We start from the raw sequence: 21009 nt of genomic DNA, 5'->3' as shown, positions 1-21009 counted from the left end.
AAATACTTAAATATCAACCTTCTCCTAACAAAGAATTAAATTCCGATTTCAACGCTTTCATATCCGCTACCCTCGCAACTAGCACATTATCGTTACCCGCATCAGTTAAACGGGATTTCCAATAACCAATACTCTCGGAATTATTCATCCAAAACTTAACTACTGTATCTACTACTTCATCCATATTCCAACCCCACTTTGAGGGTACTGGTTCAACTGTTTCCAGAAATGCATCTAAAGTACATTTATGGGTTCCCAGATATTCTACACCTTGACTCGTTCTATTTTCTTCGCTCAACTGATGATTAAAAAAGTGCAATATTGGAGATACACCGACAATATCGAAAGTATATTTCATTGCATTACTCCGGGTTGTGAAAAAACTTTGATTTTTAAAGATCTGTTTTAGCGGTTGTTTGTGGACAAGTTACTAAATGCAATCTAAACTATGGTGTTTATTCTTCAAATAAAAGCTAGCAATATACACAATGCAGTGATATAATTACTCTCGTACAAAGTTAGCAGTTGATAATTGAGAATGCTAACATTGGTCTTATAAAAAATTAGCAGACAGCTTCATAGAGTGCTAATATTTATAACGCTATTTATATTAAAATATTAAAGTTTTTCACTAATTGAAAAGGGTAAGTTACTCTTTTTAATATTTCTTAATATTTGTAATGACAGATTTTATCGGGGAAATCGCGGCATTATCTGCTGCTTGTTTATGGGCTGTAGCATCTATAGTTTATGCTAAATTGGGTGCGCGGATTCCACCTTTGCAGTTAAATCTGATCAAAGGAATAATTGCGATCGCGCTTTTTGTCTTTACTATTGTAGTTAGGGGCGAAATATTTCCTGCGATCGCGACTTTACCAATGTCTCTGATACTGTTGAGCGGTGTCATTGGTATTAGTTTGGGCGATACGGCATTTTTTATTACTATAAACTGTTTGGGGGCGCGTCGAGCATTGCTAATGCAAACTCTGACTTCCCCTATGTCAGCAATTTTTGGACTGATTTTTCTGCAAGAAAAGTTAAATATTTTGGCTGGATGCGGTATTTTATTAACAATTTTAGGTGTAGCTTGGGTTGTTAGCGAGCGTACTACTGATGTCAAACAGATTTCAACGACAGAATTCCGACGTGGTATAACTTTTGGCTTGTTAACGGCTGTTGCTGGGGCAATTGGTGCCGTACTTTCACGGAGTGCATTTAGTATAAACACTAATGCCAGCATTAATCCTTTATGGGCAGCTTTATTAAGATTAAGTGCTGGAATTTTAATTTTGATGATATGGACATTATTCAAACAGCATAGCTTTCGTCTGAGCAACTTACGAGATTCACGAACGATCACGGCAACTATTTTTGCGGCTTTCTGCGGAACTTACTTAGGTATATGGCTGCAACAAACGGCAATTAAGTTTACATCTGTAGGAATTGCTTCCACTCTTTTGCAAACTAGCCCAATTTTCGTCATACCGTTTGCGATTTGGATGGGAGAAAAGGTTAGTATTCGAGCGATTTTAGGTGTTTTTATTTCTATCGCTGGAATAGCATTACTGTTTTATCTCAAATAGCGAATATTCTACCATCACTTATAAAATATGGATTACCAAAAATTGTCTTTCCAAAAAACACATTCTCTTTGTTGAGGGGAAAGATTTTTACTTAACAATTGCAAATCTTCGTTACTCAGGAAAGACGCACGATAATGATTATGTACTATCGGTTTCCTAGAAGTATAATCAAAAAATACTGCGTACCTATCTGAAGATACAGGTATTTTACCTCGATGAAATATTCCACCAGTATCAGCTAAAATCACCGTTCCAGCAATTCCCGTACAAGTTTTAAACTTTGATGGAGATATTACCTTCTCCATTGTTTGATCTTGAACATAACCATGTTTGTATTTTAAGGAAGAAACTAATTCAGAGGTAAAAGACTTGGGGATATATTCAAAAGGACCGCTATTATCATCTACATCATGTAGATAAATTACGATTTTTAAAACTGTTCTATCTTCAGGGTCTATATGCCATAATCGTGATTTTACTTGAACTGTGTTGGCAATATCTCTACGGAAATAGGCTCCATGATAAGCAACTGGTAAGCCAATATAATTTTCAACTATATTAACTAAACGTTCTTCTAAACCCCAAAGAAAAATTTCTTGATGTTCTAGAATTTGTTGCGGTGTAGCATGAACTACAAATTCATTCTTATTCTCTGAAATACTTCGCGGTATTTTAGGAATTAAGGTTTTGGCTGCTTGAAGCATTATTTCGTTATAAGAAATGGACAACGCTTCTAATGAAGTCATCGCAACTCCTTCAGTTCTCAAGTTAGCAATTAAATTTTTCTCATAATCCGAAATAACAGGTAAATATGAGTAATGTTTTTTCAGTGCTGCTAGATAATTAAGTTCAGCTTGAGTACACCAAAACGGAAGTTTTTGGGAATTTAGGGATAGTTCGTTCCGAATTTTGTAGACAATCCTTTTATACATGATTTTATTAGAGTTAAGGCGCAGTGATCGGTGCAAATGTAAACAATTCTGTAAAACTAGGTGTATAAAAGATGATTGAAGAAGCCAAATAAACAATTACATATTTTTCCGTATATAAACCAAACAAAACTGAAAATTTGCCTAAATTTTACTTTTACAAGAGATTACTTAACACTTGCTTTACATTTATTGGTTAATAAGACTTTTTCGCCTTCAATCATCGGTAGTTAACATGGGGTAGGCATTATAGTATTACATCTAATAGAGCTTTTTATACTAGCAGAAAAAAGCCTCAGAATTTTAATGCGTTCTGAGACTTTATGTAACTTATATGATGAAAATCTTGTCAATTCTACTGACAAAGAATTTAATATTTATTAATTTTTATTGTAAATTTGTGTTATGCATGGTATGCGTACTATCCCTCATGAAGAAAGTAATCCATAAACTCTAAACGGTTAAGCGTTTATTAGTCAGTAATAATTCTTCAAACTCTGTAACAGGTAAAGGATGGCTTAAAAGATAACCTTGGGTGCGATCGCAATTATGCAAGCGAACAATATTTAATTCCGCTTTAGTTTCGACACCTTCAGCAACTACTCGCAAATTGAGATTATGAGCCATTTCAATAATCCCTTTGGTTATTGCTGATTTTTGTTTGTCTTTGTCGATATTGTGGATAAAGTAATGGTCAATTTTTAAAGTACTGATCGGTAGCTGTTTTAAATAAATCAAAGAAGAACGACCCGTACCAAAATCATCAATAGCAAATTTTAAACCATGCGATCGCAATTCTTCCATTCTATTAATCACTGTATTCACGTCTTGCTCAATTGTCCCTTCCGTGATTTCCAGTTCTAAAGAAGACGAGTGTAAATTATTGTCTGCTAATGATTTAAGTATCTTCGGGACAAAATCTGGCTGAATTAATTGATGAATTGAAATATTAATTGTGGAGTAGAAATTTTTGTACCCAGCATCTTGCCATATTTTTGTTTGATTGCAGACATTTTTTATTAACCATTCTCCAATTGGAATGATTAAACCAGTCGATTCAGCTAAAGGAATTAATTCTGCTGGAGAAATCAAACCTAATTCTGAACTTTGCCAACGGATTAAACTTTCAGCAGCAACAATTAAACCCGAATTAGTGTCAATAATTGGCTGATAATGAACTTGAAATTCTTTTAGGTTTCTTTTTGCTAAAGTTCTTAGTAAGCAAGTTTTTACAATCTGAAACTCTGGTAAAAATCTTGCAGTATTTTTGTTAGTTTTAGAAATATATTTTAAAGTAGTTACTTGTTTGTCTAAGCGACTGGTTATTGTATTTAACAGTTCCGAACGAGTAAATGGCTTGGTAAGATAATCATCAGCACCCAGATCCATCCCTTTACGTAAATCGGCTTTTGCAGTTCTAGCTGTAAGAAAAATAAATGGAATGGTTGCTGTAGCTGCTTGTGAATGTAATTTTTGTAAAACTTCATAGCCATTAATATTTGGCATCATTAAGTCACACAAAATTAAGTCTGGAACTTCAGAAACGGCTAAATCTACTCCTATTTTTCCATCAGCAGCAGCTAAAATTTCAAAGCTTTCAGCTTCTAATAAATCCACAATATTCTCGCGTACTGATTCTTCGTCTTCAATTACTAATATTTTAGTCATATATGTAAGTTTTTAATTATTTTTTTTGATTATGATAGCTGATAAATATTTAATTATGACCCAATTATGATGCACTATTTTGTGGTCAAAAAACGATAAAATTGTCATTGAATCATTTATATTCTAAATTGTTTATTTTCTGCCATAGTATTTATACCGAAAATTATCAATATATTGCTTATTTATTAATAAAATATCTCGATTACAACAATTTTATAGCGGAATTGTCACTGTAAACTTTGTACCTACTCCAACTTCGCTTGTGACACTAATTTCACCTTGGATCATATCTAAGCACTTTTTGACAATCGATAATCCTAATCCCGTTCCATGAATATTACCTACATTTTGACATCTATGAAAAGAATCGAATAAACAAGGTAAATCCTCCGAGGGAATTCCGATACCTTGATCTTCAATTTCAAATATTGCCTCTTGCTTTTGAGCGTAAATGGTGAAGTTAACATTAGTTCCAGGTTGAGAATATTTAATTGCATTGGAAAGCAAGTTATTTAAGATATGTCCTAAAGCTTTTTCATCAATATTTGCAATTAGTTTACTCTGATTATTCATAAGACTAATACTAAAATTAATATTTACATTTGGTTGACCAATTTCATTTTTCTTCTGATTTATTTGTACATCTTCTACTAACTTCTGACTGTATTCAACTAAATCAATCTCGACTGGATTACAGTCAATTGTTTCTGCTTCAGCTTTACCGAAAAACAACACATCATTCAACAAATTAATCATATGCTTGATTGCTGTTTTTATGCGATTAAAATGCTTCATCTGCTTTTCTTCGTCCCACTGATTGCGGTAGTTCTCTAATAACTCTGACGAAGAAAGAATAGTGCTTAAAGGAGTACGAAATTCGTGAGAAGTCATAGAAATAAAATTGTTTTTAAGTTGGTTAAGTTCTTTTTCTTTGTCCAATGCTTTTTTTAAATCTTCTTCAAGTAATTTTCGTTCTGTAATATCAATTCGATAACCAACAAGTTCTAAAGGATTATTATCATAGTCTTTAACTAATTTTGATTGTTCATATATCCAAATATATTTACCGTTCTTGTGGAGAAAACGATACTCAATAATTACTTTGTTTTGAGTAAAAATTTTGGGTATTTGTGCCAGAAATAATGGTAAATCATCTGGATGAATATGACTTAGCCAAAAATTGGTATCGCATACAATTTGATCTGCTTGATAGCCGACCACTTCTAAGATATTATCGCTGATAAAATTTATATTATAGTCGTCACAAAAATTCGAGGTGTAAATTACTCCCGTGCTTGACAAAAGCAGGTGCTGTAATTTTTCTTGTGTTAGCAATAGCGACATTTCTGCAAGCTTATGCTCGGTAATATCAGTTTGAATACATGAATAGTGAGTTAATTTTTTGTTGCGGTCAAAAATTGGAGAAAGGTTAAGCTGATACCAATATTCTTCACCATCTTTGCAGTAGTTACGTATGATTGGTGTAAATTTTTTTGAACAAGTGTAATCTAATCTAAATAATTTATTTATTGCATGATTTATATCTATAATAAAACTGTTTTTTATCCCCAGTGTTTCCGATACACTATCACCAATCAAACGTTCAAATTCAGGGTTGCCGTAAACAATTGGTTTTGAAGGTAATCTGACATCAAAAATTGCTATCCCATTATTGCTAGCAGCTATTGCTTTATTTTTTAACTTTAAAGTTTTCTGTGCTTTTACTTCTTCGGTAATATTGGTATGAATGCTTATCATGCCAATAATATTTCCTGTAATATCTTGTACCGCATCAATCTGGAGATTAATGTATAAAATATCGCCGTTAGACAACTTTATTTTTAATTCACTGTGCCACGATTTTCCTTCTTTTATGGTTGCTAATAATTCTTGATATTTTGCTCTATCGTTCCATAATAAAGAGAATCCTCCTAATGCATTTAATTCTTCACGAGTATACTTAAAGATTTTAGTAAAGCTGGAATTGAGATAAGTTGCTTGACCAGTTAAATCTGTAATTAGAATAGCTTCACTACTACTTCCCAAAGCTTGCTGAAAATAAATTGAAGTTTCTAAATTTTCACTTTTTAGCTTTTCCTCAGAGCATAAAGGTTCTGATAGAATATCTTGATTGATATTTTTAAAATTTTCTGCTGCTATTATTTTTGACTGATAATCTTTAAGTAAAAAATCCGTAACACTTGCAGGTGAAATATAACCTACTAATTGTTTTGTTTCATCTTCAATTAGGATAGGTACACCTTTAGACTCAGTTAGAGTGTTTAATATTAATTTTGTGTCTTGGAGTTGAGAATATTTAAGCTTAACTACCGAAGTATTCATCACTTCAGTAATTTTACTGTTTTTTAAATTAATTTCCGATTCCACAAGCTGGAAAACGTTTTCCCACGAAAATAATCCCACAGCTTGCCAATTTTCCACGATCAACACATATGGTGCTGGTGGTTGATATTTATTCATCAATGCGATAGTATCCCAAACTGTTGTTTTTGGTACTACAGTCAGTGGAGTGTAATCAATTAATTGTTCAAATAATTTTTCAAAAAGTGGTGTTGAAGAAACAGGAAAAGCTACTTGCATAAATCTAGGGGAACATCTCTTTTCATATTCTTGTCTCTGGGAGGTAAGAATAACTGGGGTATAAATACTGAAATATTGGTTTGATTAATTGATATAAAGACATTTACCTTTATCTGCTAACAGATCTTACTCGGAACTTAATCTGATGCGATCGCAAAAAAAACGCAACCATTGCTCAGAAGAGTAAGCATAATGGTTGCAATCAAAGTGTTGTGTTACAAAAACCGTAACAAAGCCTACTTCATTAGTTATCTATGCGTTGCTAAGCTTGCGGTTCAACCAAGTTCTCGATTCCTTGGATAACTTTGGCTGATTCGATTTTGTCTCCTTGCTTAATTTTCTCTAAAATTTCTTTACCTTTAGTCACATAACCAAAGACAGAATAGCGTCCATCTAGTAAGTTGCGTCCAGCAGGAGTCAGTTCGGCTTCAAATAGAAAGAAGAAAAACTGGGAAGAAGCCCCGTTAACTTCGGTTTCAGGACGAGCCATTGCTACAGCACCGTAAGACGAAAAAGGTAAAACTGGCATTTCGGTATATAGACCAGCTTGTTCAAGAGTAATGCCGTAAGTGGGTACTTTATCCCCTTCTACAAGAACTTCCAACGGAATAGCCCGATATTCACCTGTTTTTGGGTCAATAAAACCTGCATCTTTACCCGGTGGGTCTCCAGCTTGCAGTACATAAAAATCCTCAGCACGTAAGAACTCTAAGCCATCGTAAAAACCCCGTTTGACTAAATCCACGAAGTTTCCAGCAGTAACTGGAGCGCTGTAACCATCTACAACAACTTCCAGGTCTCCTTGAGTAGTTTTTACTGCTACCGTAGCGCGTCCTTTTAATTGGGGTAAGTTACTATATTCTGCGGGTACTTCATAGGGAAAACCCGTGACCATCGATTCTTCGAGATTTCCTACCAAATCTAAAAGTTTGGCTCGTTCGATCCAAGTTTCTTCTTTGTCTTTAACTTCCGCTACTTCTTGCAGCTTTTCTACACCAGTTTGCAGTTCGTTAATCCAAATCTTTGCTTGCTCTTGATTTTCCTGTGGAACGCTTGCGAGTACAGTTTCGGGCTTACTAAGAACCCGCGAAGCAGTTTTCAAATCATTCTTAATAGCTCCCCAACGTCGATTCGCTCGTAACTGAGTAGCAATATCTTCCAAGCTTTTTTGCAATTTCCGTACCGGCTCATTATCTATAGGAAGTGCATACCGTAATAAAGCTTTACCATCAGTAATCGCATTTCCTGCGGGTAAAGCAGCAATACTCGAAGAAGTCCATCCAGTTACACTTATTCCCAAAAAGACCGCTACCAGCAGTAGTGTAATTAGACTATTCAAACAAGATTTCAATAAGTTGAACATAGAATTTTATAATGCAACATCAAATTATTTTGGATTTTGTCGTAACATATCAATAATCTTCCCACAGTAAAGGGAGCTTGTTTACGCAGAGTCAGCAGAAGAAAAAACATTAAGTTATTGGCTCCGCAGCATATTAGCAACTAATAATACATAAATACTCTTAAGCCATCAAAATTTCTCAAGCAGCAGCAATTCTACGTTCACAAGAGCTAAATTGATAAAATGTAAGCATATACAGATTTCATTTTTATTTAAAACTTATTCCCACAGATTGGAGTCCTAAAAAATCATCAATGAGCCAAGACAAAAAAACTCAAGGTTTCAAAATTATTGCTGACAACCGTCAAGCCCGTTATTTATACGAAATTCTGGAAACCTACGAAGCTGGAATTCAGCTAACAGGAACCGAGGTCAAGTCTATCCGGGCTGGCAAAACTAATCTTCAAGATGGATATGCGTTAATTCGCGACAATGAAGCGTGGCTGCTCAACGTCCATATTTCACCTTATAACTTTAGCGGACAATACTTCAACCACGAACCGCGTCGCAGCCGTAAACTGCTACTTCATCGCGACGAAATTCGCAAATTGATCGGCAAGACAGAGCAGCAAGGTTTGACTTTAATACCTTTAAAAATGTATTTCAAAGGTGGTTGGGTAAAAATTAGTATCGCTCTTGGTAAAGGTAAGAAGCTCCACGACAAGCGAGAAACCATCAAAAAACGTCAAGATCAACGTGATATGCAGCGTGCAATGAAAAGTTATTGAATAGGAAGTAGGGAATGGGGGATGGGGAATAGGTAATGGGGAATAGGTAATGGGGGGAATAGGTAATGGGGAATAGGTAATGGGGGAATAGGTAATAGAAGAAATACTTGTAGATTTTCAATCTAAAATCCAAAATCTAAAATCCAAAATCCCTTAGACCTATTCCACAACATAGCTATGCCAAATTGATGTATCTTCATTACTTCGGGGAGGAAGCAACAATCTCCAGGTTTTGCCTTCTTTTTGGATCTGTAGATAAACGTCAAAGGGCTTTTTTAGTTGCTCTAAACTCCGTTTTGGTAACTTTAAATTTAAATCATAAGTTCCCTGGATTCGGAAAGCTGGTAAATGTTCAACCGTCATCAGCTTCCGTTGCTTGATTGATAAATGGTTGATTTCCAATTCCTGAAAATCCAAATTTAATTGACCAAGCTGCTGTTGCGTTTCCTGCATTGAAATAGCGATCGCTTTTTTAATTAACTGTTTATTTGGTGATGGTGTCCCAAAACTGCAAGCCGTCAAAAATACCAGCAAAATCACCGTTAAAACCAGTCTCACCATATATCTTCCCCCGCGTTTACGAATTAACCGTCGATAGTATATCTCAGCTACCCGCTCAGATGATGTATTGCACTCCGTAGCTGATAATTGATCATTGATAATCGATCATTGATTTTATGCAAATCAAAGAAATTGGCGAACAAGGACTTTTAAAAATATTGCAGCGCTTTTGTCCTCCAGATATTATCGGCGATGATGGAGCGGTATTAACAACTGCTGCCGAAAAATCTTTGGTGGTAACTACAGATGTATTAATTGATAAAGTTCATTTCAGCGATATTACTACTTCCCCAGAAGATGTCGGTTGGCGAGCGGCGGCGGCAAATCTTTCTGACTTAGCAGCAATGGGAGCTTCACCGTTAGGAATTACGGTCGGGTTAGGGCTTCCTGGAGAGACTCCCGTAGATTGGGTTGAAAAACTATACCAGGGAATGACCCAATGCTTGCAACAGTACGATACTCCGATTGTGGGTGGTGACATAGTGCGATCGCCAATTATCAGTGTGGCAATTACAGCTTTGGGACAAGTTGAACCACGGCTTACCATTCGTCGCAACAAAGCTAAAGTTGGAGATGCAATTGTTGTAACGGGTTGTCATGGGTCTTCCCGTGCGGGTTTGGAGTTATTGTTAAATCCCGATTTAATCACAAACCTGAGTAAAAATGAAAAAGCAGCTTTAATCAAAGCCCATCAACGACCGAAACCACGTTTGGATGTCCTACCAATTCTGTGGGAGATTGTAAATTCTCATTTGCTTACAGATATTTGTGGAATGGATAGCAGCGACGGTTTAGCGGATGCAGTCTTACAAATTTGTAATTCGAGTCAAGTTGGTGCAGTTATTGAAGCCACTCAAATTCCTTTACATCAAGCTATGGGTTGGCTAACACAACAACAAGCCTTAGAATATGCCCTTTATGGTGGCGAAGATTTTGAGCTAATGCTTTGCTTACCAAAACCAGCAGCCAGTGAACTAGTACAAAAACTCGGTAATGGTGCAGCGGTAATCGGAACAATTACTAATGGCGATCGCGTGTTATTACACGATAGTAACCAGGAAACTCCCGACCAAGTTTTAAACTTAAGCCGGGGATTTCAACATTTTACAAATTAAGAACCCACTCGATTTTAGATTTACGATTTTAGATTTTGGATTAATTCTATGATTGAAAATCCAAAGTTGGTATTGGAAAATTTGAGAGAAAGAACATCTCCCTCAACTTTCCGTGAAATCCAAAATCCATTGACGCGGAAGCGTCTTCCCGCAGGGTAATCCAAAATCCAAAATTAATTAGTCCATTTCTGAGCAATCAATTCAGCTAAATCAACAACCCGCTGACTGTAACCCCATTCGTTGTCATACCAAGCCATAACCTTAACCATGTCTCCACCCAAAACCATTGTGAGACTGGCATCTACAACCGAAGAGGTATCGCAACCTTTATAATCGGATGACACTAAAGGTAGATCGCAGTAACCCAAAAAGCCTTTGAGTTCGTTTTCAGCAGCGTTTTTAAAAGCTTGGTTAATTTCTTCAGTAATGGTAGGCTTCTCAATCTGGACTACGAAATCGACCATCGAAACGTTGGGAGTAGGCACCCGTAATGCTACACCATTGAGCTTTCCTTTGAGATTTGGCAACACTAATGCAACTGCCTTTGCCGCACCTGTAGAGGTGGGTACAATATTCATTGCTGCCGCTCTAGCGCGTCGCACATCTCGGTGAGAAGCGTCCAGCAAACGTTGGTCGCCGGTATAGCTGTGAGTGGTAGTCATGGTACCTTTGACGATGCCAAACTTCTCATCCAAAACTTTAGCTATAGGAGCCAAGCAATTAGTGGTACAGCTGGCATTACTAACTATGTCATACTTATTTGGATCGTAATCTTGATGATTTACTCCCATTACAAAAGTACCAATGTTACCGCCTTTTCCTGGAGCAGTAATTAAGACCTTTTTAGCACCAGCTTTAATATGCTTTCTCGCCCCTTCTTCAGTGACAAACACCCCAGTTGATTCAATAATCAAGTCAACTTCCCAGTCTTTCCAGGGCAAGTTTTCTGGGTTACGGTCGGACACACATTTTATCGTTTTACCTTTAATCGTAATGGAGTTATCATCGGCAGAAATGTCAGCATTTTTTAAATTACCGAGCATGGTGTCATACGTCAGTAAATGAGCATTCGTTCTGGGGTCTGAGGTATCGTTAATAGCAACAACTTCCAGGTTACTATTCTCTCTCGTCATCCAACAGCGCATAAAGTTACGTCCGATGCGACCGAAACCATTAATTGCAACTCTAACCACAGGTCTTGCCCTCTGTATTTATCTCTAAACAGTGCTTATTTATGACCCCGATCATATCGCAAAGGGGGGGTATTAATAACTATAGAGTGCTAGATTCCTTAAAAAACTTGATAATTTATCCCGATTACTCACAGCAAAGACCGAGATTAGCGATATACATTCTAAAAAATGCTGTTCCCAAGTTACGAATCGGACTTGACGAAACTCTTTCTAAAGGAGTATGTATTAGTTGCCAGTAAATGGTATGCGATTGATTGCCCTGTTGTTGCTCTAATTGCTTGCAGATCGACTCGGATTAAGTTATATTCACACCACCTGAGAGTCGAGGTGCACTCAACTAATTATACAATTGTGTCAAATCCTGTGTTAAATATCACAAAGGCACGGTTAGAAACATATACAAACTGACAGCTAAATGCGAATAGTATTCGCTTACAACTTAGACTTGTCAATCGAGGTGTTGATAGCAGCAAAATGTTAGATTGATGAATTGCTATCAGTTGGGGATAGAATACTCGCCAGTATGATTTTTAAGTGTTTAATTTCAAAATCTACAGTCGAATGTTTGCTGAGTTATAGCTGATTTATGAGTTAATGGGAAAAAGGTAGTTAAATTACCTTTCTAGATGTAGGGTAAAACAAAGTTGTTTCGACTATGAATAAGTAGCTTTTACTAATGATTCCGGAGAAACCGCTCTCAAATGACTAATTTTCTTAAACTCTTAGATATGAATCTGTATACTCAAATCTTCTCTGGCAACCAATGTAATATTGTAAACAATTGCTTTTCTTGATTGACAAAGATGTATTGTGAATTACAATTGTTTACTTCCAGATTGTGCTTCTATTCTCAGAAGAAACGTAATAATAGTTTGGAAAGAGAAAAAATCCCATCCAGGGTTAAAATTTTTCCGAATAACTAACATGACTCGCAACAAATTCCGTTTTTTAATATGGAATAAAATATACAGGGTTTGTGTCAGTAGAAGTAAAATTCGTAGTTATGATGCGCGTGTTAAAAGTGTTAATGGTGTGGTGTGGTGTCAGAGGAAAAAACCAATGGTAAATGCAGTAGATTTTAGCGGTAGACCGTTTCATTTTATTGGTGTTGGCGGTATTGGGATGTCGGCTTTGGCATACATCCTTGCTCTCAGAGGATTTGAGGTTAGTGGTTCTGATGTTCGTCCAAATAACATTACTCATAAATTAGAATCAATTGGAGTTAATGTTTTTGCTAAACAAGAAGCAGCTAATCTTGATTTTTTCAAAGGTAATTCTGGGGACATTACTAAAACACCCCAAGTAGTTTGTTCTACAGCGATTAATGCCTCAAATTTAGAATACAAAGCAGCATTAGAAAACGGCTGTCCAATTTTCCATCGTTCTGATGTGTTAGCAGCATTAATATCCCAGTACAAAAGTATTGCTGTTGCAGGGACTCATGGCAAGACAACTACCAGTAGCATGATTGGCTATATGCTATTAGAGTCTGGCGTTGACCCTACAATTATTGTTGGTGGTGAAGTTAAAGCTTGGGAAGGTAATGCTCGTTTGGGACAAAGCCCTTATTTAGTGGCAGAAGCGGATGAATCGGATGGTTCCTTAGTTAAACATTCTCCCTTATTTGGCATTATTACCAACATAGAGTTAGACCACCCAGACCACTACGATACGTTGGAGCAAGTAGTAGATACATTCAAAACATTTGCTAGTCACTGCAAAACTGTAGTAGCTTGTATTGATTGCGAAACGGTACGCACGCGCTTTCAGCCCGATATCAGCTATAGCTTAGACCCAGATAGCGGTGCGGATTATTATGCGACAAATATTGACTATCGCGCTGATGGTACTACAGCTTTAGTCTGGGAAAAAGGTATTGCGATGGGAGTGCTGAACTTAAGTATATTAGGTCATCACAACCTAAGTAATGCTTTGGCAGCAGTAGCTATCGGTAGAGCCTTGGGTTTAGAGTTTGGCGAAATTGCTAGAAGTTTAGCTACTTTTGAAGGTGCAAGACGACGCTTCGAGTTTCGAGGTAAAGTTGACGGAATTACTTTTATCGATGATTACGCGCATCACCCCAGCGAGTTGAGCGCAACTTTAGCTGCTGCTAGGTTGCAAGCAAGACCCGGACAAAGAGTTGTTGCCATTTTCCAACCTCATCGTTACACCCGTACCTCGACATTTTTAGCGGAATTTGCAACATCCTTCAGCCATGCGGATTTAGTTGTCCTTACCGATATCTATAGCGCGGGAGAGCCAGATACTGGTTTGATTAGTGGCGAAAAATTGGCTGCGGAAATAGCAAAACATCATTCTTCAGTAGAGTATCAACATACCTTAGTTGAAGTGCGCGACTTCTTAATGAAAAGTTTGCGTCCTGGAGATATTGCGCTATTCCTGGGTGCTGGGAACTTGAACCAAACAATTCCCGAAGTTATAGACTTTCTTCGGCAACCAGCACAAGCTACATCCTAATTAACGCCGACTTGATGGGGTGAACCAGCATAAGCCTAGTGGTATCCCCCTTAAATATTATTTGTGTCGGACAAGCGCTTTATTTCTCAAAAAAAATCCGTATGATTACGGTTAGTTAACGTCAAAATATATTCAATCTGGTAAATATGACGATTTCCCAGTCGCAGAAGAATGTTTGCAAATTTCGTGTAAAAACTGACGAAGCAGAAATAGAAGTGGGCGGCAAAAACGAAGGAATCCGTTTAAACGATACTGACTGTATTCTCAAACCTCAAGTAGCTTTATCTGCCTACACTTCCTACAGAGTTGGCGGTTTAGCAGAATGGTTTGTTGCTCCCCGTTCCAATAAATCTTTGCAAGCCAGCGTGGAATATGCTAAAGAAAACGGGTTATCGATCACAGTACTTGGTGCTGGTTCCAACTTATTAATTAGCGATCGCGGTTTACCAGGTTTAGTTATTGCGACTCGCCATATGCGCCATACGAATTTTGATTCTGAAACTGGTACGATGACATTTGCCGCTGGGGAATCAATTCCTGCTTTAGCATGGGCTGCCGCCGAACGTGGCTGTGAAGGATTTGAATGGGCAGTTGGCATTCCAGGAACAATCGGTGGTGCTGTAGTCATGAACGCTGGAGCGCACAATAGCTGTATTGCAGATATGTTGGTTAGCGTTGAAGTACTTGCTCCCGACGGTACTTTAAAAACTTTAACTAACGAACAGTTGAACTATAGCTATCGTACTTCTGTACTGCAAGGAAGCAACTTAATAGTCACTCAAGCAACTTTACAGCTTCAGCCCGGTGCAGATCCAGCAGTAGTTATGGCAAGAACCAAGCAACACAAACAGCATCGACTGGCTACCCAGCCTTATCATTTACCAAGTTGCGGCAGCGTATTCCGCAATCCAACACCTCATTCCGCAGGTAGGTTAATCGAAGAAACTGGTCTGAAAGGCTTTCAAATTGGGCAAGCGCAAGTAGCGCACCGCCATGCTAATTTTATTGTTAATTGTGGTGGAGCCACCGCTAGCGATATTTTTAATCTTATTCGTCACGTCCAGCATCAAGTGCAAGAACGTTGGTCAATTGGGTTACACCCAGAAGTTAAAATGTTGGGATTTCCAGCAGCTTAATTATCGGTGCAAGCGGAAATTAACGTAAATATGAGTCAAAAATCTTTAATATTCGGTTTTTGAGATTGAATTGGGTGCATTACCTTAAGATAAAAAACTATCAAATTACACGACGCATCTATAATTGAATTTGATTTGTTATTGAAAGCACACGCTGACTATTTATTATGACGGGAAAAGGACAAGGATTTGGCTTTGGTTTAGGAAAAATGAAGGAACTGGCTGAAGCCTTCAAAAAAGCCCAACAAGTTCAAGAAGGAGCCAAGCAACTCCAAGAAGAATTGGAGCAAATGGAAATTCAAGGAGAATCTGGTGGGGGAATGATAAAAGTGATTCTCAGTGGAAACCAAGAACCCAAACGAGTAGAAATTTCACCTGATGCGATGAATGAAGGAGCAGAAGTGCTTTCCGATTTGGTCACAGCAGCAATGAAGGATGCTTACAATAAATCTACTGCCACTATGCGCGATCGCATGGAAGATTTGACTAGCGGATTGGAATTACCTGGATTTTAATAGTAAACAGTTATTAGCGAGCAGTTATCATTTTTACGCCATTAATCTTGCTCAGGGCTTAGACCGCAGCACAGAAGGATGTAGCGGACTGATAATTGATAACTGATAATTGATAATTGAGAACTGGATTATGGCTTATAAGCTGCTGTTTGTCTGCTTGGGTAACATTTGTCGATCGCCAACCGCAGAAAATGTGATGAATCATTTGGTAGAAAAAGCTGGTTTAAGCAATATCCACTGTGATTCGGCTGGAACATCAAGTTATCACATTGGTAGTTCCCCAGATTCTCGGATGAGTGCAGCTGCGGATGCTATTTTAGGAATTAAGCTTCGCGGTCAAGCACGAGCCTTTGAATCGTCAGATTTTGAAAACTTCGATTTGATTTTGGCGATGGATAAGGAGAATTATCGCAATATTCTTTCCATGTCGGGCGCTAATCAAGACAAAGTACGCTTGATGTGTGACTATTGCCGCACCCATTCTCTTAAAGAAGTCCCAGACCCCTATTATGGTGGCAAGGAAGGTTTTAATCAAGTTGTAGATTTGCTGGTTGATGCTTGTGGAGGTCTTTTAGAGGATATTTGTTCTTCGGACACGCTTCGCTAACGCAAAACGCAAGTAAATTTGTAAGGATTGAACATTAGTTCTCAATTCTAAGTTAAGAGTTATCATTTATAACTCTTAACTTTTTAGTTTTTATCTAACTAATAAACCATTAACTTCCTTGGCACGTTCAACCAATGTTCTCCAAATCAATTGCTGTTGAACCCGCTGTTCTATCTGCCGAAATTCCGACCACACTTGATAACATTCTTTGCGAAGAAAAATTCGCCATTCTAACTGTACATCTTTAGCACGAAGCACTCTATCGACAAATTCTTCTAACATAAAATAAGCATCAGCAGAAGGTTCGCAGAGTATTCGATGCAAAGCTGTTTCAGATTTATCTGCTGCTTCTTGATGTAGTTTTTGTAATGTACATAAAATTTGTTCTTCAATGTTTAATTCCGAAGTCACTTCTTCTGGAAATTGTTTTGCAGGTGACAACAAAAATGAGTTAGTATCCGGTTTTAGTTTATCAATATTGACTCGAAGCAAACGAATTACTCTTCCTGCATGGGAAACATCGAATTCATAAAGCTTCTGAAAACCCATTTTTAGATTATTCGCGTTATCGGGAAGCAGGTTATAAATTATTTGCAGAAAATCGATTTCTTGAGCATTCCCAAGTTCTCCTAAATAAGATTTAAGGATTTTGATAACTAAATCTTTGCGGTTTTCCAGCGAAATTTGCATAGCTTTATCTAAGGATAGAAAATGTCCTAGAAAATTAGTGCGGATTTCATGTAAAAATTCGTTGTAAGCACTATTGTAAGAGCCAAAAAGATGACGACGTTCGGCAATTTCTTCTTTTGTTGCGGGAATTCCTGTATCCGTTCGACATTGTTGAATTGCATTTTCGACCTGTTGTGCAAAATCGCTGTCTAAGCTATCCCTATTTTCTTTTAACTCTGCTAACAAATTTTCCAAATCATTTGTCAATCTGCGCCAAAACCGATCAAAAAGTTGTTCAAATAATAAATCTCCATCACCATACTTAGCTAATGCACCACTAGCTTTGTCTAGCTCAGTACTAATATTGTGGTAAAGCGCATCCAATTGTTTTTGACATGAACGTCCATATTCGCTTTCAATCGACTCCACATTTTCAGCTAAATAATCAAGAATCGGCTCTAGAACTTCAGCAAAAGCCTCTTGAGAATTAGAACAATCAGCAATAATACACTGTGCCACTCGAATTGGTGTTTCTTTAAGTTCTGCTTGCAATTTTTGGCAGCGATAGCCGTTATCCCCACCTTCTGCACCATGTTTGCTGCGGTTGAGAATCATAAAAGAACATTTAGAAAGGGGAAAATCCGATAAAGCATCGCGAGCAATTTGATATAACTTTAAATATGCTTCTCCCCAAACAGCATTAGCTTCCGGTCTGCGAACAAATAAAATTAGATCCGCTTCCTCAGATAAAATCTTAATCAACCGTTCAGCTTCGATTAAATTTGTATCTCCCAACCCCGGTAAATCTAATAAAGAAATCTGACCAATATCTTCATGAGGAAAAGAACAAGATATTACACAGTCTTTAACTGCTAAATAATTAACAATTTTATTACCGCTTTGATCGAGAGAATCTTGAGTAACGTATTGTGGAATATTTTCCTCGGCAATCTCTATTGGGGGAGATCCGAGTAAATGGCGATATTTAGCAATATTAGAATAATAATCCCTACGTAAATGCCCGTATCTAGCTTTGTCAAATTCGCTATTTTTCTTATCTAAGGGTAAACCGGGCGGAGGAGTAAGAGCAAATTCTTCTACAGTTATGGATTTTGTAGCCAAACCTAAAGTTTCATAATAAGGAGCTAATACTTGAAGGCTAAATTCATTTGACGAATAGAAATGCACCTTGGCTACAGCGCTTTTTAATCCGGGTTGGTGAACAATTTTACTTAACGTACCCGTACAGTATCCTTCACTACCATCAGGAATAACTTTGTTATTAAGCCCGGTTAAACTTTGCAGCAAGAGACTTTTACCTTGTCGAGCATAACCAACGACTGCGATGTTTATTGTGCTGCGAGTACAGCGGTAGCGCAGTTTTTCCAATAGACCTAAAACACCATCAATTTGATTAATGACCTCAAAATTAATTTCTCCCAAACGTTGAGCAGAAGTAGCATCAACACCACGAGCAAGAAACTCAGATTGGTGCTGACTTAAATTAAGTAACGCTAACTTACAAGCTGACAGATTCGCTTTATCGCGTTCGATTCGACTACTAAACCTTTGCCGTTGTTGAATAATCGCATTAATACGTGCAGTTCTATAGGTATCAATCTGGATAGTTTTCATACAATCCAATTTTTAAAAGGGAACAGGGGAATAGGGAGTAGGGAGTAGGGAATAGGAAGTAGTGGAATATGATTACCCAGTAAATGCTGGGTAGATTACTAGATAAAAGGAAACATTTTTTTGCTACCAATTGCCTATTCCCCGTTCCCTTCTGAAGAGTTATAGCTAAAAAAAACAAAAATCCTCAATGTATTTGTGACGCTCAAGCTTTTGTAATGTTAGTCGATTTTTTTGCAGCCATCTGATGGTCATGTACAACCTCTTGACAAAATTGCTTGCGGTTTTGTAAATAAAAAGCAATGCATAACAATTCAAAAATAAAATCTACAATCATCAACTTGATCACAATAGCTAGGTAATCGAACAAAAGCGGTAAAACACTTGACCGAAAAGCGTGAGAATTATCTAGAAATATGTCAATCGCAAGTTAGAAGCGGCGATCGCAAAAATCCGGTAATCTAATGCTGATACTTCACAACCGGGAAAAAATACCGTGGTTCCAATTAGAGACAATAATCCTATTTCCATCACACCTTATGTTACCTATGGACTGATTGCCGTTAATATCTTGGCTTTTCTTTACGAATCGAGTTTACCACCCCAGTCTTTAGACGGTTTTCTTCACCTTTTTGCTGTAGTACCCCGTGAATTAAGCAGCAGTTTCGGCGGAATTGCCGTAAATCAACCCGTTCCTGAATGGTTGACTTTGATTACTTCCCAGTTTTTACACGGCGGTTTGCTGCATTTGGGCGGTAATATGTTGTTTCTATGGATTTTTGGTAACAACATTGAAGAAAAATTAGGCTATGTCAAATACTTGATTTTTTACCTTGGTTGTGGTGTATTAGCATCCTTGACTCAATGGTATTTTTCCCAAGGTTCCGCAATTCCTTCTTTAGGTGCTAGTGGCGCGATCGCGGGTGTGATGGGAGCATATATTATCCGTTTTCCTAAAGCTGAAGTTCTCGGTGTTGTACCTTTGGGTATATTTTTCCCTACCTTTCGAGTTCCGGCATACTTCTTTTTAGGATTTTGGTTTGTTCAACAAGCTTTCTACGGTTTTTCCAGTTTAGGAATGCCCACCAATATCGGCATGGAAAGTGGTGGAATTGCCTATTGGGCTCACGCTGGTGGTTTTGCATTTGGAGCAATCTTAGGTCCTTTATTAGGTCTATTTAGCGATAAAACCCCAGATAAAGCTTGGTAGTTGGGCATTGGGAATTGGTAATTGGGACAATTTTGAACCATTACCCATTACCCATTCCCCATTCCCCATTCCCCATTCCCAAATTCTTATATTTAATTAAATTATTTGTAAGGTGAAATGCTCTATACTTAGCAACTGCAAGCCTTACAGGTTATAGTGCAGTTATTAATCACAGTAAAAAACACCAGTGTTTCCCCTTTACGACGAAAACCCGACGCGAATCACACCTTATATTACCTACGGTTTGATTGGCATGAATGTTCTAGTGTTTCTGCATGAATTTACTTTGCCGGATGCACAATTACAACAATTTTTTCAACTATACGCAGTCATACCGCAACAATTAACTGCTAGCTTTGGTGGAGCAATTAATCAACCAGTTCCGGAATGGGCAACCTTATTTACATCACAATTTTTACACGGTGGTTGGTGGCACCTAATTTCAAATATGGTGTTTCTCTGGGTTTTTGGTAACAATATTGAAGACCGTTTGGGTCATTTTAAATATATAGTTTTCTACTTGGCTTGCGGCGCTTTAGCTGCCCTATGTCAATGGTTTATTGGTATGGATTCAACTATCCCCTCATTAGGAGCTTCTGGTGCAATTGCCGGAGTTTTAGGTGCCTACCTGATCCGCTTCCCTCACACTTTAGTTAGAACCCTCATTTTCTTAGGTTTTTTTATCACTACCCTTCGAGTTCCAGCATGGGTACTAATAGGATTATTTATTCTTCAAAATGTTATATCGGGTGTTGCTGACCTGCAAAAAGCCGTTAATATGACTATGGAAACAGGTGGAGTCGCTTATTGGGCGCATATCGGTGGTTTTGTATTCGGATTAGTTTTAGGCCCCTTACTTGGCTTATTTAACGATGATTAATGAGAGTTAGGAATTAGGAGTGAGGAATTAGGAATTAGGAGTTAGGAGTTAGGAGTTAGGAGTTAGGAGTTAGGAGTTAGGAGTTAGGAGTTAGGAGTTAGG

17 protein-coding genes are annotated in these 21009 nt (G+C 37.5%); 9 read left to right on the top strand and 8 right to left on the bottom strand.

What is annotated here, in order from left to right:
- Window positions 1-13: 13 nt before the first annotated feature.
- Window positions 14-358, bottom strand: a complete 345-nt coding sequence (locus tag VB797_RS20060; RefSeq protein WP_323239502.1) for a hypothetical protein — start codon at window positions 356-358, stop codon at window positions 14-16.
- Between the two features lie 322 nt (window positions 359-680).
- Here VB797_RS20060 and VB797_RS20055 point away from each other — a divergent pair, with 322 nt between their 5' ends.
- Window positions 681-1583 carry a DMT family transporter gene (locus VB797_RS20055; protein WP_323239501.1) on the top strand — a complete coding sequence of 301 codons (903 nt, stop codon included), beginning with the start codon at window positions 681-683 and terminating at the stop codon, window positions 1581-1583.
- A gap of 32 nt (window positions 1584-1615) precedes the next feature.
- Here VB797_RS20055 and VB797_RS20050 read toward each other — a convergent pair whose 3' ends face one another.
- From VB797_RS20050 to VB797_RS20035, 4 genes are all read right to left on the bottom strand, one after another.
- The gene (locus tag VB797_RS20050) at window positions 1616-2515 is read right to left on the bottom strand and encodes a 2OG-Fe(II) oxygenase (protein ID WP_323239500.1); all 900 of its coding nucleotides are present in this window, start codon (window positions 2513-2515) and stop codon (window positions 1616-1618) included.
- A 450-nt stretch (window positions 2516-2965) separates the two neighbouring features.
- Window positions 2966-4180 carry an EAL domain-containing response regulator gene (locus VB797_RS20045; protein ID WP_323239499.1) on the bottom strand — a complete coding sequence of 405 codons (1215 nt, stop codon included), beginning with the start codon at window positions 4178-4180 and terminating at the stop codon, window positions 2966-2968.
- Between the two features lie 213 nt (window positions 4181-4393).
- Complete coding sequence (locus VB797_RS20040) at window positions 4394-6781, bottom strand: PAS domain S-box protein (RefSeq protein WP_323239498.1); 2388 nt, start codon at window positions 6779-6781, stop codon at window positions 4394-4396.
- Window positions 6782-7043: 262 nt separating this feature from the next.
- Window positions 7044-8144, bottom strand: coding sequence for a peptidylprolyl isomerase (locus VB797_RS20035; protein WP_323239497.1), 1101 nt, complete (start codon window positions 8142-8144; stop codon window positions 7044-7046).
- Between the two features lie 293 nt (window positions 8145-8437).
- Between VB797_RS20035 and smpB the strand changes: the two genes are divergently transcribed.
- Window positions 8438-8911, top strand: a complete 474-nt coding sequence (gene smpB / locus VB797_RS20030) for an SsrA-binding protein SmpB (protein ID WP_323239496.1) — start codon at window positions 8438-8440, stop codon at window positions 8909-8911.
- A 159-nt stretch (window positions 8912-9070) separates the two neighbouring features.
- Here the strand turns inward: smpB and VB797_RS20025 are convergent, their stop codons facing one another.
- Window positions 9071-9472: a hypothetical protein gene (locus VB797_RS20025; protein WP_323239495.1), complete on the bottom strand. Its 402-nt coding sequence runs from the start codon at window positions 9470-9472 to the stop codon at window positions 9071-9073.
- 116 nt (window positions 9473-9588) lie between these two features.
- Here VB797_RS20025 and thiL point away from each other — a divergent pair, with 116 nt between their 5' ends.
- Entirely contained in the window at window positions 9589-10587 is a 999-nt protein-coding gene (gene thiL, locus VB797_RS20020; RefSeq protein ID WP_323239494.1) for a thiamine-phosphate kinase, read from the top strand.
- Between the two features lie 173 nt (window positions 10588-10760).
- Here thiL and VB797_RS20015 read toward each other — a convergent pair whose 3' ends face one another.
- Entirely contained in the window at window positions 10761-11780 is a 1020-nt protein-coding gene (locus VB797_RS20015) for a type I glyceraldehyde-3-phosphate dehydrogenase (RefSeq protein WP_323239493.1), read from the bottom strand.
- Between the two features lie 1059 nt (window positions 11781-12839).
- Here VB797_RS20015 and murC point away from each other — a divergent pair.
- From murC to VB797_RS19995, 4 genes are all read left to right on the top strand, one after another.
- Window positions 12840-14258 carry a UDP-N-acetylmuramate--L-alanine ligase gene (gene murC / locus VB797_RS20010; protein WP_323239544.1) on the top strand — a complete coding sequence of 473 codons (1419 nt, stop codon included), beginning with the start codon at window positions 12840-12842 and terminating at the stop codon, window positions 14256-14258.
- Window positions 14259-14404: 146 nt separating this feature from the next.
- Entirely contained in the window at window positions 14405-15394 is a 990-nt protein-coding gene (gene murB, locus VB797_RS20005; RefSeq protein WP_323239492.1) for a UDP-N-acetylmuramate dehydrogenase, read from the top strand.
- A gap of 167 nt (window positions 15395-15561) precedes the next feature.
- Window positions 15562-15909, top strand: coding sequence for a YbaB/EbfC family nucleoid-associated protein (locus VB797_RS20000; RefSeq protein ID WP_323239491.1), 348 nt, complete (start codon window positions 15562-15564; stop codon window positions 15907-15909).
- A gap of 130 nt (window positions 15910-16039) precedes the next feature.
- Entirely contained in the window at window positions 16040-16516 is a 477-nt protein-coding gene (locus tag VB797_RS19995; RefSeq protein WP_323239490.1) for a low molecular weight protein-tyrosine-phosphatase, read from the top strand.
- Between the two features lie 90 nt (window positions 16517-16606).
- On the opposite strand, the gene VB797_RS19990 is transcribed toward VB797_RS19995, so the two are convergent.
- Window positions 16607-18820 (bottom strand): dynamin family protein, encoded by a 2214-nt coding sequence (locus VB797_RS19990; RefSeq protein WP_323239489.1) that lies wholly within the window; start codon window positions 18818-18820, stop codon window positions 16607-16609.
- A 493-nt stretch (window positions 18821-19313) separates the two neighbouring features.
- Between VB797_RS19990 and VB797_RS19985 the strand changes: the two genes are divergently transcribed.
- Together VB797_RS19985 and VB797_RS19980 are read left to right on the top strand one after the other, a co-directional pair.
- Complete coding sequence (locus VB797_RS19985; protein ID WP_323239488.1) at window positions 19314-20027, top strand: rhomboid family intramembrane serine protease; 714 nt, start codon at window positions 19314-19316, stop codon at window positions 20025-20027.
- Between the two features lie 187 nt (window positions 20028-20214).
- On the top strand, window positions 20215-20907 hold the full coding sequence (locus VB797_RS19980) for a rhomboid family intramembrane serine protease (RefSeq protein ID WP_323239487.1): 693 nt from the start codon (window positions 20215-20217) through the stop codon (window positions 20905-20907).
- The last annotated feature ends 102 nt before the right edge of the window (window positions 20908-21009 follow it).

The sequence above is a fragment of the Rivularia sp. UHCC 0363 genome, assembly GCF_034931125.1.
Classification (GTDB): domain Bacteria; phylum Cyanobacteriota; class Cyanobacteriia; order Cyanobacteriales; family Nostocaceae; genus Rivularia.
Note: the sequence above shows the minus strand (reverse complement) of the source record. Positions and strands in the feature narration are given on the sequence as shown.

What these genes read in the sequence shown, in the direction of transcription:
- VB797_RS20060 (WP_323239502.1), bottom strand. Translation starts at nt 358, where the DNA reads ATGAAATATACTTTCGATATTGTCGGTGTATCTCCAATATTGCACTTT.
- VB797_RS20055 (WP_323239501.1), top strand. Translation starts at nt 681, where the DNA reads ATGACAGATTTTATCGGGGAAATCGCGGCATTATCTGCTGCTTGTTTA.
- VB797_RS20050 (WP_323239500.1), bottom strand. Translation starts at nt 2,515, where the DNA reads ATGTATAAAAGGATTGTCTACAAAATTCGGAACGAACTATCCCTAAAT.
- VB797_RS20045 (WP_323239499.1), bottom strand. Translation starts at nt 4,180, where the DNA reads ATGACTAAAATATTAGTAATTGAAGACGAAGAATCAGTACGCGAGAAT.
- VB797_RS20040 (WP_323239498.1), bottom strand. Translation starts at nt 6,781, where the DNA reads ATGCAAGTAGCTTTTCCTGTTTCTTCAACACCACTTTTTGAAAAATTA.
- VB797_RS20035 (WP_323239497.1), bottom strand. Translation starts at nt 8,144, where the DNA reads ATGTTCAACTTATTGAAATCTTGTTTGAATAGTCTAATTACACTACTG.
- smpB (WP_323239496.1), top strand. Translation starts at nt 8,438, where the DNA reads ATGAGCCAAGACAAAAAAACTCAAGGTTTCAAAATTATTGCTGACAAC.
- VB797_RS20025 (WP_323239495.1), bottom strand. Translation starts at nt 9,472, where the DNA reads ATGGTGAGACTGGTTTTAACGGTGATTTTGCTGGTATTTTTGACGGCT.
- thiL (WP_323239494.1), top strand. Translation starts at nt 9,589, where the DNA reads ATGCAAATCAAAGAAATTGGCGAACAAGGACTTTTAAAAATATTGCAG.
- murC (WP_323239544.1), top strand. Translation starts at nt 12,840, where the DNA reads ATGGTAAATGCAGTAGATTTTAGCGGTAGACCGTTTCATTTTATTGGT.
- murB (WP_323239492.1), top strand. Translation starts at nt 14,405, where the DNA reads ATGACGATTTCCCAGTCGCAGAAGAATGTTTGCAAATTTCGTGTAAAA.
- VB797_RS20000 (WP_323239491.1), top strand. Translation starts at nt 15,562, where the DNA reads ATGACGGGAAAAGGACAAGGATTTGGCTTTGGTTTAGGAAAAATGAAG.
- VB797_RS19995 (WP_323239490.1), top strand. Translation starts at nt 16,040, where the DNA reads ATGGCTTATAAGCTGCTGTTTGTCTGCTTGGGTAACATTTGTCGATCG.
- VB797_RS19990 (WP_323239489.1), bottom strand. Translation starts at nt 18,820, where the DNA reads ATGAAAACTATCCAGATTGATACCTATAGAACTGCACGTATTAATGCG.